The organism is Phyllobacterium sophorae (genome assembly GCF_003010965.1).
Classification (GTDB): Bacteria; Pseudomonadota; Alphaproteobacteria; order Rhizobiales; family Rhizobiaceae; genus Phyllobacterium; species Phyllobacterium sophorae.
The window spans coordinates 210,937-226,314 of sequence record NZ_PGGM01000003.1; the positions used below are offsets into that span (position 1 = coordinate 210,937).

Genomic DNA, 15,378 nt, shown 5'->3' on the forward strand with positions numbered 1-15,378 from the left:
GACCCAACGCGTCGTGGTTGCAAACAAAATGCTCCATCACGGGTTCAATTGTCGAACGATCTGTGGTACTAGAATATATCCCACACGGAAAGTAACTTATCCGCACTCCTCGTGCGTTTAATGCATATTTTTTGCAACGAAAAGATGAGTAGATATATTGGAACATCTTAGTTACGACGCAGCCGGCAAGATAAACTTGAACAATATTTACAATAACTCTGATCCGACTGCTTACTTTTCGACTCTATCGCGGCTCAGTTATCGAATTCCTCAGGACGCAAAGCCTCGATTTCAACAGTTAATCGAGGCGCGGCGTAACACCACCGAGGCCGAAGCGTCTAAAGTGGTCGATCTTGGTTGCTCGTATGGGGTCAATAGCGCCCTTCTCAAGCACGGGTTTTCCATGGATGAACTCTACCGTATCTATGAAACGGCGGAAGCCGACGATCCCGCGTTTCTTCTTCAGCAAGACCGCGATGGCTATGCTGGACGGAGCGATGGCGCGCTTGAAATGGTTGGTGTCGATCCGGCGGGCCGCGCGGTGTCCTATGCGGTAGATGCAGGCATACTCGACGCGGGTGTCGCGACCAACCTCGAGGAACGAGAACCGACGGCACAAGACGTTGCGGCGATCGAAAACGCCGATCTTATCATTTCGACGGGCTGCGTTGGCTATGTTACAGAGATTTCGCTGGAACGACTCCTGCAAGCGAGCCTCGACAGCCGCCCTTGGATGGCGCATTTCGTGCTGCGCATGTTCGATTTCGGTGCTGCAGAAGAAATGCTGAGCCAACACGGCTATGTCACGGAAAAGCTGCAGGGCCTGTTTCCCCAGCGCCGGTTTGCTTCCACCGAAGAACAGCAGCACGTGCTCGATAATCTTTCCCGGTTGGGCATCGATGCCACGGGTGCTGAGGAGACCGGTTGGTACCTCGCCGAATTGCATGTTGCACGCCCGGAAGCGGTCGCGAAATCGTTGCCGCTCAACGAGATCCTAAAGGACAATTCTCTACATACCGCTTAAGCTGTTAGGAGTGATAACGGCAAACCACTGGTAGCATCGAATAGTGCAGCCGCCACGAGTGTGCGCTTATTCGATGGTTTTTGAATGCCTAGCGCCCTTCGAGAGCGCGAAGCGGATCAGGTTGCAGCGACGCTCGAAATGGTCTGATATCCGGCTTTATCAAAACGATCGATCCACCCAAAAACACATGAAATTTCCATGTGAGCGCCCATTGGGTTTACCGGAAATTGTTTTGAAGATGATATTAATCTGGAGAATGTGGCACGTTCTTCGGAGTCCTGAATGCGTGAGCTGTTACGAAAGCGATATGATCCCGAGTGGGAAGACATGTCGGATTATGTTGTCCATTTCACCAAGAAAACACCCGAGAATGATTGCGTGCGCAATATAACAGTATGTTGCTCGCCGGAGAAATCGAGGCAAGAACGAAGTTTGGGGTTGGTCGGTACTATCCCCATTGCCCGAGTTCGGTTTGCCTGAGCGAAATACCAATTCATAATCTCTCACGAATTAAGCGACTTCGGGGATCGTATGGAATTGGATTTACCAAGGAGTTTATTGGGCAGATTGGCGGAGGACCGCTCTTCTACACCATGGATGAAAGATATGAGGCTGTTGCGGAGTTAATGTCGCAATCAAGGCACGATCCGAAAGCGCCAATTTGGATTTTAGTTCCCTTCATCGATGTGCTCAGGACCAATTATCAGTTCGATTGGGAGCGTGAGTGGAGGGTACCGCATAATATCAAGTTTGACCCAAAAGCTGTGAGCTTTGTGCTCCTTCCCGAGGATGAACACGATGTTTTTTCCGCCTATTGCATTAGCAAGCACGCAGAGGGATCCATGCCGCTATACGACTGCCCTTTGATTGATCATCGCTGGCCGAAAGAAAGGATAAGGGTTACGCTCGGCTGATGCATGGAGTCGAGATGCGTGACATTTTCATCGCACTGATGAATTTGTGGTTGCAATTTGGCGTACGACTTGTGCCGCGCAACATGCGTCTCAATTGCGTTTATTGAACATCCCGTCATGTTGTCGTTACCCGGCGTACTGCCGCCCGCTTTCAAACATGAGGTATGACTTGGCTACACCGCATCGATAGATCAGAGCGATAGTCCGTGAGCCGTCTTCGAGCGGGTCTGGGATGCGGGATCTGCGTGAATGGAACGGTATTCCAGGAGACAATGCCAAGGCGTCAAAGTCCGGCTTTGCGCAATGTCGGCGCCGCCGGTTACCTGTCGAGCGAGTTGGCGATGGTGCTGCATTCACACCGGCCTGCATCGGAACCTTAAACTTTCGCATGAACAGCGCCTGTGTCCGCTAGGCGCAACAAAGAAACACTTACCCACCCCAACATGCCTCGTTGGGTCATAGATCCTTCCGGCTGCCCAGCCGGAAGGATTGTCCACGAACTATCGTATGAAATGGGTAGGAGGGAGCACGAGGTCGGAAACCTTGTATATGTGAAACTCGCTTGTTGAGACGGTGTCCAATAGCTTGAACTTTTCAACGAAGACGCGATCGGAGAAGAATTCCGCGACGTTGTGCTCATCGCGGATGGCCTCGATGTTGACGACGGTTTTGCCGTCGGTGCTTTTTGACAGGTTGCTCCAAATAAATCCTTCCTTTCGTTGCGCAACGTAGTGCACGACATCCTGGATGATTTCGAACGCTTCCTCCTGTTTGCCCGGGTGGGCATGGATGACGTTCACGATGAACACGGTGGCTTCGGGAGTGATTTGAAATTCGGCCTTGTGAGGATGTGTCACTTTATCTCCATTCGCGATTGAGGGCGGCAGTCAGATCCGCGACCTCGAAGTTAGGCCGCGACATGCGTTGAAGAAATGGGCTATTGCTCCATTGATCACGGACATCAGCGTCCGCAATGGAGTGTACCCGGGTGGACAATATCGGCGCGTTGAATGTATTCATGGTTGCGGCGGAAACCCGCAGTTTTGTGAGGGCGGGCGAAGCCCTCGGCGTCTCGTCATCGGCCGTTGGCAAAACAATGGCCCGCTTGGAGAAGAGGCTCGGTGTTCGGTTGTTTCATCGTAACACCCGCAGCATCGCGATCACGGCAGAGGGGATCATGTTCCTTGAACGCTGCCGACGAATTTTTTTCGAGATAGGAGCGGCCGAACAGGAGCTGTCGCAAACCCTGGCTGCGCCGCGCGGGCGAATTCGTGTAAGCCTGCCGCTCGCCGGGATGCTTTTCATGCCGACGATCACCAAGTTCATGCGTTCGTTCCCGGAGGTCACGATAGACCTGGATTTCTCCGATCGCATGGTTGATGTGATCGAAGAGGGTTTTGACGCGGTAGTGCGAACCGGGGACGTTGCCGATAGCCGCTTGATGATGCGGACCTTGGGCAAGTTCTCGCACCGTATTGTGGGATCGAAAGAGTACTTCACCCGCATCGGAATGCCGGAAAAGCCGCAAGACCTGTCTGCACATACATGCCTTCATCACAAGTACCCCTCATCCGGCAAACTTGAACGGTGGCCGCTGGTTTATGACGCAAGCGAAGGGAAATTGCATGTGCCTGTGTCATCGATGGCCAGCACACTCGAGCCGTTGATCGGCATGGCCGAGGAAGGACTTGGTCTGGCCTGTTTGCCGCTGTTCACCATCGGCAGGCAGATCGCGGATGGAAAGCTCGTAGCGGTTCTCGACAAGCACATTGAGGATGTCGGCGAGTTCCGCATTCTGTGGCCGTCCAGCCGGCACCTGTCTCCTAAAATACAGGCCTTCGTAAAGTTCATGGCGGAAAACCTGTTTCGTTACTGACGACATTATCTTTCAAAATGGCGATGAGAAACGGCAATGCGTGACGTGACCTTACCTTGATTTTTGCCATTGATAGCAGTCGTCCTTTTGGCTTGCCAAAGCGAACTTGATGATCGACCGTCTGAACGGGCCATGGGACGCGTTCGCACGCGGCGACATCGCGCTATTGCTTCAGTCGGGCGAGCGTGGGTCAATCGGCGTGACCGGACGCAGATCCAAGATGAGTTCAAGCGCACGCGCTGCGGCCAGGACATGTCCCTCGGCACGTCCGCGGCCAACAATTTGCAGTCCAACAGGGCGTCCATCGCTGGTGAACCCGCAGGGAAGGCTAATCGCCGGCGAAGTCGTCAGCGTAATCGCGTATGCGATCGCAAGCCACTCCACATAGTTTGAGAATGTGTAACCGGCACACTCCTTTACGTACCGTTCGCTCGCGGGATAGGCGGCAACGATCGTGGCGGGACAAAGAAGTAGATCATAGGTGTCGAAAAAAGCATTCATCCTGTGGAACATGGCAGCGCGATTGTTTTCCGCCCGGATCACGTCTGCCATGGAGTAGCTAAGGCCCTTTTCGATATTCCAGACGACTTCCGGCTTCATCTGGTCGCGATGCCGTTTCAAAAGCTCTGCATAACTTGAGGCGAAGGCCATGCCCCGCATGACCTGAAATGTATCATGTGCCTCGGAAAGATCGGGATGTGCCTCTTCCACAATGGTACCCATCTCGCTAAAACGTGTGGCCGCAGCGCGACAAATCGCAGCCACCTCCGGATCAACGGGCGTGATGCCAAGATCGGCGGAGAAAGCAACCCGCGCTGGCCGCCAGCCAGAACGCGCAGCAGCAAGGAAGTTTTCAGTCCTCGGCAACGACAGAGGGTCTGCGGGACTTTCGCCCGTCATCGCATCGAGAAGAAGTGCCGTGTCTTCGACGCAACGACCCATCGGGCCCTTGACGCTCAGCAGGCTATCGATCTTGGCTGCTTTATCGCTCGCAACGCGACCGGGGCTGGGGCGTAGTCCCACCACACCGCAGAAGCTTGCGGGATTGCGTAAGCTGCCTCCAAGATCAGACCCTTGTGCGACCCAAGCCGTCCCGGTGGCAAGTGCGACGGCGGCTCCGCCCGACGAGCCCGCGGCGGAGAGTTTCGTGTTCCAGGGATTGAGTGTAGTGCCGAAGACATCGTTGAAGGTATTGCCGCCCGCGCCAAATTCTGGCGTGTTCGACTTGGCGTAAATGACGCCGCCTTCCGCCTCAATTGTCTCGACGAGAATGTCAGACTTGTCGGGAATGTGATCGGCAAAAATGGTTGAGCCATAGGTGGTGCGCACACCGGCCACGTCAGTCAGGTCCTTAATGGGCACCGGCAGCCCTGCCAAACGGCCGCGGCTACCCGGAGGTCGTTGCATGAGCCGGTGCGCTTGATCGTAGGCGCGATCAAAGCAGAGGATCGGCAGCGCGTTGACGGCACCTTCGACAATCGCCATGCGGGCCTCAAGCGCATCGAGACAGTCGAGCGGCGTCACCTCACCCCGATTTAGCAGATCGACGACGTCGCAGGCGCTCATGTGCGTTAGACCCACATCCCCAGCCATGATCCAATCCTCTGTCGAAGCGCCCAAGACAAGTACTATACGTGTCTTGAGAGTGGTGTCCAACCAGCGTCTCGAGACGATAGTTTGATTTCCGGAAAATGGTCCTTGCGGAAGGCACTGCACGTAAAATTTCTGATGAGCAACCAGTTGGGGTCCTCAAACGTTTCATCCGGCGGCACAAGTTTCCTCGAAGGTTTATCGTCGTGGTCGACCGTCATTCCATCATCAAGGCGCGCAAGCCAGGTGTACTAGCCGCGTTTCCTTACGACCGGATGACTGTGGAACGGTTTCGGGAAGCCTTTCCTCGTGCGCGATGGAATGACCAAAAGCGTGCGTGGTTTGTGCCGGGCAAGACAGCTGCGCTTCGCCTGGACCGCTGGTTGGCGCGCGAGACAAATCAAGCGCTTCCTCACGCCGACGCCAAAGGCCGCGACGCGTACGAGTTTGAGCCGATCGCCAGCTCATATCTTGAGGTGGCCGACGATTTGCGTATCCGAACCCCGTATTCGAAAACTGTCATCGATACAGTGCGGACCATCCCCTGGGCGCACTGGGATGAGGAATTGCGGGCCTGGCGCGTTCCCTTCCGTTCCTATGAAGAACTGTTGCGTCAGTGGAAGTCTATTGAGGCCGCGGCTCGTCGCAACGAGCCGGAGGAACGAAAGCGGCGATTGGAGGAGCAAAAGAATTCCGCAGCTTATAGAGCTGCCCGACTTCGTTACGCAGAACGGCGACGGCGACGGTATCCCCTGCCATCGCAAGACATGCCTCCCCTCAGGTGCCCATTGATGACCGAGCAGTATGGCGTCGTGGATTTTACGGATCTTTCCGGCGAAATTGTCGATCCAGACATTCTGGGAAAATTCTACCCGCACGCTACTCCTGACCAGTTCACCTATATATGGGGCACGTGGCGAACGCCGACGCTCCAAGAACTTGTTGCAACATGGCCGGCTCGTCATGAACCCAACGCGATGGAACGTTCACGCGGATGGTGGCAGCCGACTCTAACCGAGTTAAGAATAGCACGCAGACGGGCACGCTCGATGGAACGCCGAGGGCGGCGGCCTTCGTCCTTCACCACAGCGTAGCGCGCATGTGGGCAGCGCAATTGATCCTGGACGCGATGCTTTTCTCTTTCCAACGTTTGGGAGCATTCAGCGCCTCTAAAAGTTAACGCTCCCAATAGCGCGGTCGGGGACCCACAAGGCCCGCCCAAGGCAAAACCAATCACCAGATGACGGCGGAAAGGAAAGATTAGCCTTCCATCAATCAAGCACCTATTTTTGATACTTGCCAGCGACGGCCATGAGCGATCGGAACTGCGTGTTCCCTACGAGAAACGGCGCAAGCGCGGAGCAGACGTTAAAATAGCATCGCCAAACCAGGAAAGATCAAGAGCTGGGACAAGAAGGATTAGGGCGAGAGCATCCATGTGGATATGATCGCTTCCACGGTTTCAGTTAATGACTTCGACGCTTGGTGCTTCCTGGAGGACAAATCAACTCGGACCTTCTGCGTTGCGATCAAGATGCAATGCGCGTGGTGCGAGACTTTCTGCAAAGTTGCAGGACGGTCGCGGCGATCTGCCATGGGCCGTGTCTACTCATGGAGGCCGGAGCTCTCCGGGAACGCGACGCAACCTCCTATTGGTCCATAAAAACGGATATGCAGAATGCCGGCGCCAACTGGAGAGATGAAGAAGTGGTGACCGATGACGGCATTGTCACCTCGCGCAGCCCGGACGACCTTCCTGCTTTCGGTGCAAAAATTGTAGAGGAAGTCGAACAAGGTGTCCACGAGCGGCGCGCTGCCTAATGCGACCGCAATAGATTGAATCGGCGGCTGTTGTGGATCACCCAATATCGAGGTCTCCTTCATGCTGCCCTACCTTTCAGATGTTGTGTGAACAGCGCCTTGCGATGCTGCTGCTGTGGCAGGATTTCCCCCGGCGGCGAGTGCAAACCACGGTTGCGTACAACCTAAGATTGATTATCATACATTGGCAGAGCGGTAACGGTGATTGGAGGGGGCCATAAGCAATATCCGGAACGACTTTATGGAGCGGATAAAGAACGTAATCCGCGAATATGAAGAGATTGCTGAGAGGCTTGAAGCGGGGAAAGACCATGTTTATCGCAAGACGCGGTTTGGGGAAAATGAAGATATTTCCGTCCAAACCGCTGGCCACTATCGGCGCCTGCTTTCTCACTATAAAGAAATTGTGGCGCGTAACGAAGCAAAGAAGAAGCAATCAGGGAAAAAGCAGGCGGGTACGAAGCGCTAACCATAGCCAAGTCGGGAACTTCACAGCTTCAGTGAATGCGGAACATCAAGTGCTCTGGTTGATAAGCTAGCGGCGTGTAGAAACATCACAATGCTGCCCCCACCCGCTTATTTCTTTGCTCGTAACAGGTCAGCTATAAATACAGTTTTTATCAGCTCACCTGGCTCATTGTAAATACGAACGACCCACTCGGTTGGATCAAATCCTTCTATCACTGCGTCGATCAGAGTTTCTCTTGCCGCTTTTGTGGCGGCGTCAATCGCAGCTTCGTAGTCGGGGAACTCAACGGGGGTTATATCGTCGAGAATTGCATCCTCCTCGAAAACGAAACGAAATAATGCCATGAGTGACCCTCGCGCTGCAGTTATAGAGAATGAACTCGCGCTGTAGGATTTCGTTCCGTTGTATTTGAAAACCAGCCAATCTCGCCCTTGTCAACCACCGGACAAAGCTCGTACAACCGGTCGGCGAGGTACGCGGGTCATCATGCAAAACAGCTCGCCCCGGGTGGGGGTTTCCGACGGGTCGGGCTTGATCTGTGACGATTACCGCCAAGGATCAAATCACCTAGTAAATATTGCTTACTCTGTGTTGCGGAACTGATGCCGCTTCTTCTCCGTTCGGTCCGATGAAAGATCGACGGTTCAACGCAGTAAGAATTGTGGCAAGCAAAACTGGTCGAATGCTCGTTGTTACGTCGGTACTTCGCGCAGTTGAACAGCTTCTCAATTATTGGCCTGTTGAACAAGGCGAGAAGCTTTCCGTTGCCAGGCGCGCACTTTTGTTGTGCCTGGAACGCAAGCTATCACCCGCTGATGCACGCGGCGCCTTCATTGAAGCGGCCAAAGAGGCAGGCAATTATGTCGATGAGCCGATGCGGCTGCCGCCAGCTGGAAATGTGAAAAAATGGCATAAGTCCAAGCGAGGCTGCTTTGGGATCAATCGGCCTTGAACAGACGGTTCCTTGTCGCGTATGCGCTATCCAGCTCTCTGAAAGGAGACAACGCCGTCTTTGCCGTGCCAAAAGTCTTACGTGTTTCGGAAGCTGTTCCTTCACGAAATTCATTGATTTGAGCGGGCTATCTTTCAAGCGCCGTCATCCCAGCGTCGTGGTCCGGTAAGCCGGGAAAAAAGCAAGAGCCGAACCGCCACACAAAAACTCTCCGCTTCAAGCGTACTTCGGTGGCTCCCGCACCTCATCGGGATTTGGGAGGGGCGCCTCATCCGGCAACTGGATTGGCGAGGGCTCCTCTATTGGCGGTCCCGGAATCGGTGGCTCGTCGGGCAACGGGATTGGTACAGGATCTGGGTTCGGGTCAGGTTCCGGACCGGGGATTGGATCGCCCATATCATTTTTCTCCGTGTGAAGCCTGCTTAACTGCTCACCGCAAGAGAATGTTCCAATGAATTGGCACATCAATACGGTGTACCGATATCCCAACTTGCTTCGATCCACATTTCGAGCACCGCAGCTTGGCACCAGAGCTGCCCGGCCAAATCCGTAAGAATGATGGCAACCGCCCGCGGAGTGTTTACCTGTGATCGCGCCGGTCGCTACCTTAGCCGGCCTGCTCACATTTGAACCGGGCGCCAGACGATCCGCTTCATGTTGACCCTGTCGCGATCATCTTCAATGGGCACAATTTCGCAATCGACGACATCGCATTCCTTGCAGCGGAACCTCAAAATGTCGAACGATCTGCCGTGGCGGCCATTCACGTTGGCCAGATCACTGGTAACAAAAAACCAACCCGCTCGCATTGGCGGCACGTCACCCATCCCCCATGCCTTAAGAGCCGCCTGCCCTAGAGTTTCATGTTATGAGAACAGAAATAAAACATCATTCCCTCAACGTCACCACGCCTCGCGATACGCTTGCGGTCGATGTCGGATCAACGCCACACCGACTCACGAAGCGACAGCTCTTCCTGCCGATTAATAATCTTATCAATCGACTGACGCAAAAGGTGGGGGTCTATCGGGAATAACGGCCCCGATTGGCTGTATGAATGGCAATGGCGATCGCGAGTTGGCACCAGCCCGCTGGGAAATGCCAAAGCCACCGCAGTTTGTAAAGGGTGACGTCGGCTACGGCTTTACCAACATCCGCAATGTGCAATGGCAGCGATGGCTTTGACTGGCAAGCAACTGCGCGGTACCGGCGACAGGCTTTTCGGAATACGGCCCCGAATCCCGATCCTGTACCGAAAAAAAGCCACCGCACTGGCTTGCTCTGAATGAGGACAATCCCCTTTTCTGGTTCGCAAGGATCTGGACGACGTGGTATAGCGTTCGAAAGAAGAAAGAGTATCCGGGCCCGATGGCTTCGCCTTTTTGACAACCGAGCCGAATGCCGTGGTGAAGCCCCTCCATGAACAGGCAATGCCGCTATCTTGCAAACGGCCGGGGAAATCGACATCTGGATGAATGCGCTCGCAGAACAGACCGCGCAATTGCAAAAACCCCTGCCAGATGGAGAAGGATCGTTTTGCCCCGACCGAAGGCAGAAGAACCGCCACTGCGCTAAAGGAGGATTGGGCGATGCCATGGAAAGTCAGGTTTCGCGACAGGGATTTCAATGGAGATGAACACTGGGATCGGGCGTTTGAATTTGAGGTTAGGGAGGCAATGACGGACACGCGCGAGCTTCCAGGCTCTGCAGAAATAATCTTCCATGCGAAGGACGAGGATCTTATTGACGATGTGACTTTTCACGAATCTTCCGATCCAGACGCGTTTCCGTTTCATGGCATCCATGGTTATCATCCTGAACTCGGTGAGGTATTTATCTTCTCAGGCGTGCCTGACGACGGCGAAGAACAGTTGATCGCACTCTATAGTGCAAGGGACTTCGGTGATCCGCCGTACAACGATGAGCGCTTTACAGGTGACGGCTCGTGACCATTCCAAAGCCACGATATCCACCAAACCATCCGGATCGCTTCCAAGATTGTCAGCGGGCAATTGAAGATCGAATGTTAGAGTTGCTGGGTGATGCTCAAGCAGCCGGATGGAGCAAAGAAGAAGTCTTGGCCGCAATGATCGAGATTGCCGAAACACCCATCTGGCGATGCATCCAAATGTGTTCCATTCGGTCGAGACCGAGTTGAAGCGATTGCGAAAGAAATGAAATATCTGCTGGTCCAATTTTCAGGGGAAATCAAGGCATGATTTTTGAGAGGGTTACTCGAATTGCTTTCGGCGTCGCGAGTGCATTTCTCATGTTACTGGCCTTCGGATTGATCGCCTACGCGGCCTACGAAGTAGCAAGAGATCTAGTGGCATACAGTGTCAACATTGGAACCACTCTGCTCGAAGCAGTGGGATATACCGTCATCGCAATTGCAGTATTCGATGTCGGAAAATACCTCTTGGAGGAAGAGGCAATTCGCGCACGTGAGATGCGTCAAGCGGCCGAAGCACGAAGGAGTTTGACCAAGTTCATTTCAACGATTGCCATAGCAGTGTTTCTTGAAGGATTGGTCGCGGTATTCGAAGCTGGGAAAAAAGATGTCCCGATGATGATATATCCCACCCTTCTCCTGTTCACCGGTGTGATGTTGCTCGTTGGATTGGGCGTTTATCAAAGATTGAGTGCCTCTGTCGAAAGCGAAACCTCCGATCGAGATGCGCGCCAGGCAACGCGCAGCAAACGCGCAGCATCGACCGTAAAACAATAGCAGGAAAGATGTCGAAAACCTTGGAAAAGCCCGCCGACCCTTTCCCGCATCGAGATAGGACCTGCCTTGCTCCTTGAAATGACTGCACGCGTTTCGGTTGCAAGGCGCTGGAGCCTTCGGTTTTAGAAAACGATACGGTCGGGGATGGTGATATGAAGATGGACGGTGAGGGCTGAATTGACCCCAAGATCACGTGTTGAGCAAATTGACAAGGACATCGGCGTGAAGCTCCGGGAATTCCGCTTGGCGGCAGGGTTCAGTCAGGTGCAGCTTGGGGCAGCAATCGGACGATCATATGTTCAGATCCAGAAGTATGAGAGCGGTGCCAACCGCATCGCCGTTGCCACGCTGATACACATTTGCCGGGCACTTGAATTAAACCCAATGGATATCATCGGCGAATACGTTGATGTGCATGAGCCGACATACAGTATGAGCAGTCAACAAGCTGTCGAAGCGGCGAAGGAGGCAGAGCGCTCCCCTAGGAAGAAGCCAAACGATTTTTTTTGGAATTGGCGCCTGAAGCGGAAGGCTCGTCCAAGACGGGGCTGAAGGACGGCATCGGTCGAAAGAAAATCAATGCAATCGACCCGCGGCAATTTCGTATGCATGAAGACTAAAAGCCATTACAATCATCTCAGTCCTGCACGGCCGCAAGCCTATAGGCCAAGCTTGAGACCCTGCAAAGGACATTCCACTGACGTGCCTGGCTGGCGAATGCCCTGCCGCTTAGGCCGACGGCCCCAAGACTGAGTTGCGTTGCAGTCGGAGCTCATTGATTTCCGGTGAGACGTGGGTCTCCCGGTATTATCGCAGCATTAGCCAGGCAGAGTTTTTTAGGAGCGGAAATGGAAAAGGCGATGGGTGTCGCTTTGGCGATTTTTCTCGTCTTTTTAATACTCTACCTAGCGGTTCACTTGGTGGATTGGGCGGTGTAGGCGCACCTTCGAGCCGGCCCCCAGCGACGTCGATGCAGCCGTCTGCAGCATCGTAAGGACTGCGAAGGCTCGGGTTGGTGCGGAAGCGTACTAAACAAGCCCGTACCGGTGTGCCATTGGTCATCATTGCCCCAAGGGTGGTACAAACATCATAATTTTTCGACTGCGCGCAGCCTTCACCTGCTGACGCCCAAATCCCGATCGCCGCTTTGTTGTCAGCACCGGTCACTGGGCAACGGCCGGGCGTCTCTGCTGGCCGACGGTCGCCGCGAAGAGCTCAGCACCCATAATGAATTCCAGCAAACCTACGATTGATTGAAAGTCGTTCGTTGATGCTCCAAAAATCAAAGCTGGTACCAGCACGGGGCACGGCGTTCCGCATTTTCTGCTTTGGTGCGCGTCGGGCTCTACAGCTACGGTCGCTTGCTAAATTCCGTCAACCTTGACAGCGTAAGTCAGCTCGCAGATGGCCTAACTATTTCGTGAAAATTTCGGATGTTAGAAGACAATGCTCAACCTAAATAGTTACTGTTGTGGCCATTGGAAAGAGCATATAATGTAAAGGCTGGAATCCCTCCCCCGGATTCGGCACGGACCCGGCGTCCACTCTCCAAACCGACGTCGGATGCGGAGTCTGGCGCCGATTCCTCAGTCGAAAGAGCGCCAGGCTTTCCGTAAGGTCTTGATGGCCGTCCAAGGCCGTGGCAATGTGTCTGCAGGATTCTGGTGTCGCATCCCGTTGATTAATTCCATAGACGCGTTGGGGTCCTTGCTTCGTGACGATGAGTGAGCGAAACGAAAAACGCTTCGCCAAGATCGCGGCACGGCGGGTTACTGCGCAGTCCCGGCAGGGTCCTTGGTCTGGGTGTCGCCACCGGTGCCCGTCTGAGGTGTCGGGCTTTCATTGGCGGGGGCAGTGGTCGTCGGTTGATCGCCGGAAGGCGGCATCGCATTGTTCGAAGGCGTGTTTTGTCCACCGGTGTCAATGTTCTGATTTGTAATCGTTGCGCCGTCGTCCGCGCTCTCGCCGAACATCTCGGCAGCAGCCCAAGCTACGAGTGCGAGAATCAGCCCACCAATAAGCACCATGAGAATCGGCCGACCGAGTGGGCCCTGCCGCGCCTCCTTTGCGGTCTCACGAACCGGTGTTTGTGGATTTTGCTTGTCCATGTTGGTCATCCTTTTTTGGCATATGGTGAACATGCGAAACGACAGATGGTTCCGCGAAGGAATGGACACCACGGCATTTGGGGGCCAACTGTTTGGGGCGGGATGGTGCAGTTTCGCACATTACCGGGTCTAATGGTGCAAGCGATGACAAGTCCGCATTTTACCGAAACACCAGCCAACGAACGGGATGGCCCCCTCAATACCATCGGTGTCGCGCGTTATCGGTCAGGGCTCGTCCAACCAGTAAGCCCAGGAAGAAGCCGAGGACGCCGACGACACCAAGAACTGACGTGGTCGTTCCCGGGTTATCTCGCGCCACTTCGGAAACAGTTTGCGCCTGCGCGCGCAGCCCTCGGGTCACACTTGACACGGTCTTCGACGCCTGATCGGAAGATTTCGCGCGCGCAGCAACTTTAGACCGCTGAACTTGAACGGGGGTTTGCTTTTTCGCAATCTTTTTCCGAGGCGATGCAATCGGTATTTCCAGCTTTTCCTGGCGATTTTCCGTAGCTGGAGCTTTTTCGTTGGGAGCGGAGGTCTCGACCATTTGAATCTATCCTTTATGCATGAATGGATGTCCAGCAACGGCTCATAAACATCTTGGTTCCGAAGGCGAACTCACCCAGCCGTCCAGTCGAGGTCCTTCCGTCCAAAATCGCGTGGCATGCCGAGCTGCAATCAGCGGTTCAAACCTCGACCGGACGGATGGTGTCGATCCTTATTGACCCTTCAATCAGGCCGCGTTTGAGATCGGTGCGATCGCTGTCAACTTCGATGACCGTATAAAGTTTGTCGTCCCTGAATGCACTTGCATTGATTGTCGTCACATCATCGGCAGGCGCAGCATCGACCTCCATGAAGTCGAGCTCCCGTCCTGCTGCGACCAATCTGGCGTCGCCAGTGGTCCGTGCGGCGACTAGCACCTCACCCTGGAAAGGCGAATTTTGCCAGCGAGGGTCCTCCGCTGAAGCTGTGGGAACCAATCGATACAAATGGAGAGGTTGATCGGATCCGGGAAGTGGAGAAGAGCGGCCGGCGGCATCTGTTTGTTGCGCTTCGCTTTCCACAGAACGTCCAAAGGTGGTGGAATTGCTGCGATCGAACACCTCGTTTTCATCTGATTTCTTAATGTCGGACATGAGGATCTTCCTTTGAGAGACTTCGTATTCGCGAAACGGAATATTCGGCGAATTGGTTCCCCGTGACCCTACAGTCTGTAATTCCGCTACGAGTATCTTGCGGGGTGTTGCAGCTGCACGATTTCGCCAGCGGTGTAGAGTAATGCGGTGCTCCAATTGCCCAGGTTACCCAGCATGCATGGCTGCCAAGTTTTGGGCACCAACTGCTCGCTCTTGTGGTGGTACAAGGGAGCTCGATCAAGCGATATTACGTCTGGATCCGTTCACTGTACTCAACTGGTTGGTATAAAACGCAGAGCGACTTATCCTCCCCATCAATATCTGAGCGATACTGTCTGCAGGTCCAATTTGGAGGCTCACGTGGTATCGTTGCAGATCGTCTTTATGGTTACAGATTTCATAACTATCTCCAGCGGCCTTGCGGCAACGTGCATCGTAATTTTCGGCGATACGCGTCGCAACGCTGGCCAGCGCTCCGTCGCTGAGAAAATGGTTCAAATTGCAGCAATTGGTGCCGCAGCGATCGCATCATTATTGGTCATCACTTAATCGGCGTTCGACCGGCGTATGGGCCCGTGTGTGTCTTCAGCGTCTGTATTGATCCGACGAAAACGGCAAAATAAGGCACACACGGAGCCCATCGCATCGACAGAAGGCGTTTCACTCAGCAGATATACCCACCCACGACCGCCTGCACCGAATAATCAGCACCTGTCGAACCGCCGTTCTGGCAGATAGCACGGGGCCAGCGCTGAGT

General features: G+C 54.2%; 16 protein-coding genes and 1 pseudogene. 11 read left to right on the forward strand and 6 right to left on the reverse strand.

Translation table 11 applies throughout. From position 1 onward, the window contains the following. Positions 1–403: 403 nt before the first annotated feature. Together CU103_RS08810 and CU103_RS08815 are read left to right on the forward strand one after the other, a co-directional pair. Positions 404–1,024 carry a hypothetical protein gene (locus tag CU103_RS08810; protein WP_106663534.1) on the forward strand — a complete coding sequence of 207 codons (621 nt, stop codon included), beginning with the start codon at positions 404–406 and terminating at the stop codon, positions 1,022–1,024. 374 nt (positions 1,025–1,398) lie between these two features. Then, a complete protein-coding gene (locus CU103_RS08815) occupies positions 1,399–1,938 on the forward strand; it encodes a hypothetical protein (RefSeq protein ID WP_146147765.1) in 540 nt (179 codons plus the stop codon). Positions 1,939–2,438: 500 nt separating this feature from the next. Here CU103_RS08815 and CU103_RS08820 read toward each other — a convergent pair whose 3' ends face one another. After that, positions 2,439–2,795, reverse strand: a complete 357-nt coding sequence (locus tag CU103_RS08820) for an antibiotic biosynthesis monooxygenase (RefSeq protein WP_106663536.1) — start codon at positions 2,793–2,795, stop codon at positions 2,439–2,441. Positions 2,796–2,926: 131 nt separating this feature from the next. Between CU103_RS08820 and CU103_RS08825 the strand changes: the two genes are divergently transcribed. After that, positions 2,927–3,814 (forward strand): LysR family transcriptional regulator, encoded by an 888-nt coding sequence (locus tag CU103_RS08825; protein WP_106663537.1) that lies wholly within the window; start codon positions 2,927–2,929, stop codon positions 3,812–3,814. A gap of 171 nt (positions 3,815–3,985) precedes the next feature. Here CU103_RS08825 and CU103_RS08830 read toward each other — a convergent pair whose 3' ends face one another. Further along, a complete protein-coding gene (locus tag CU103_RS08830; RefSeq protein WP_106663917.1) occupies positions 3,986–5,407 on the reverse strand; it encodes an amidase in 1,422 nt (473 codons plus the stop codon). A gap of 203 nt (positions 5,408–5,610) precedes the next feature. Here CU103_RS08830 and CU103_RS08835 point away from each other — a divergent pair, with 203 nt between their 5' ends. From CU103_RS08835 to CU103_RS08845, 3 genes and pseudogenes are all read left to right on the forward strand, one after another. After that, positions 5,611–6,498 carry a hypothetical protein gene (locus tag CU103_RS08835; RefSeq protein WP_245448680.1) on the forward strand — a complete coding sequence of 296 codons (888 nt, stop codon included), beginning with the start codon at positions 5,611–5,613 and terminating at the stop codon, positions 6,496–6,498. A gap of 180 nt (positions 6,499–6,678) precedes the next feature. After that, positions 6,679–7,225 (forward strand): annotated as a pseudogene (locus CU103_RS08840) (type 1 glutamine amidotransferase domain-containing protein). A 241-nt stretch (positions 7,226–7,466) separates the two neighbouring features. Further along, a complete protein-coding gene (locus CU103_RS08845; RefSeq protein ID WP_106663538.1) occupies positions 7,467–7,694 on the forward strand; it encodes a hypothetical protein in 228 nt (75 codons plus the stop codon). 107 nt (positions 7,695–7,801) lie between these two features. Here CU103_RS08845 and CU103_RS08850 read toward each other — a convergent pair whose 3' ends face one another. Beyond that, the gene (locus CU103_RS08850) at positions 7,802–8,038 is read right to left on the reverse strand and encodes a DUF6894 family protein (RefSeq protein WP_106663539.1); all 237 of its coding nucleotides are present in this window, start codon (positions 8,036–8,038) and stop codon (positions 7,802–7,804) included. 284 nt (positions 8,039–8,322) lie between these two features. Here CU103_RS08850 and CU103_RS32750 point away from each other — a divergent pair, with 284 nt between their 5' ends. The 4 genes from CU103_RS32750 (at position 8,323) to CU103_RS08880 (ending at position 11,926) form a co-directional block, all read left to right on the forward strand. Next, positions 8,323–8,646 carry a DUF982 domain-containing protein gene (locus CU103_RS32750; RefSeq protein ID WP_106663540.1) on the forward strand — a complete coding sequence of 108 codons (324 nt, stop codon included), beginning with the start codon at positions 8,323–8,325 and terminating at the stop codon, positions 8,644–8,646. Between the two features lie 1,520 nt (positions 8,647–10,166). Further along, complete coding sequence (locus CU103_RS31345) at positions 10,167–10,595, forward strand: hypothetical protein (protein WP_170117002.1); 429 nt, start codon at positions 10,167–10,169, stop codon at positions 10,593–10,595. A gap of 266 nt (positions 10,596–10,861) precedes the next feature. Next, positions 10,862–11,374, forward strand: coding sequence for a GNAT family acetyltransferase (locus CU103_RS08875; RefSeq protein ID WP_106663543.1), 513 nt, complete (start codon positions 10,862–10,864; stop codon positions 11,372–11,374). Positions 11,375–11,539: 165 nt separating this feature from the next. Then, on the forward strand, positions 11,540–11,926 hold the full coding sequence (locus CU103_RS08880) for a helix-turn-helix domain-containing protein (RefSeq protein ID WP_106663544.1): 387 nt from the start codon (positions 11,540–11,542) through the stop codon (positions 11,924–11,926). Positions 11,927–13,143: 1,217 nt separating this feature from the next. Here CU103_RS08880 and CU103_RS08885 read toward each other — a convergent pair. The 3 genes from CU103_RS08885 to CU103_RS08895 all read right to left on the reverse strand — a co-directional run bounded on the left by CU103_RS08885 (position 13,144) and on the right by CU103_RS08895 (position 14,621). Then, the gene (locus tag CU103_RS08885; RefSeq protein ID WP_106663545.1) at positions 13,144–13,482 is read right to left on the reverse strand and encodes a hypothetical protein; all 339 of its coding nucleotides are present in this window, start codon (positions 13,480–13,482) and stop codon (positions 13,144–13,146) included. Positions 13,483–13,678: 196 nt separating this feature from the next. Beyond that, entirely contained in the window at positions 13,679–14,029 is a 351-nt protein-coding gene (locus CU103_RS08890; protein ID WP_106663546.1) for a hypothetical protein, read from the reverse strand. A 139-nt stretch (positions 14,030–14,168) separates the two neighbouring features. Beyond that, positions 14,169–14,621, reverse strand: a complete 453-nt coding sequence (locus CU103_RS08895) for a hypothetical protein (RefSeq protein WP_106663547.1) — start codon at positions 14,619–14,621, stop codon at positions 14,169–14,171. Between the two features lie 360 nt (positions 14,622–14,981). Here CU103_RS08895 and CU103_RS08900 point away from each other — a divergent pair, with 360 nt between their 5' ends. Continuing rightward, positions 14,982–15,170 (forward strand): hypothetical protein, encoded by a 189-nt coding sequence (locus CU103_RS08900; protein ID WP_106663548.1) that lies wholly within the window; start codon positions 14,982–14,984, stop codon positions 15,168–15,170. The last annotated feature ends 208 nt before the right edge of the window (positions 15,171–15,378 follow it).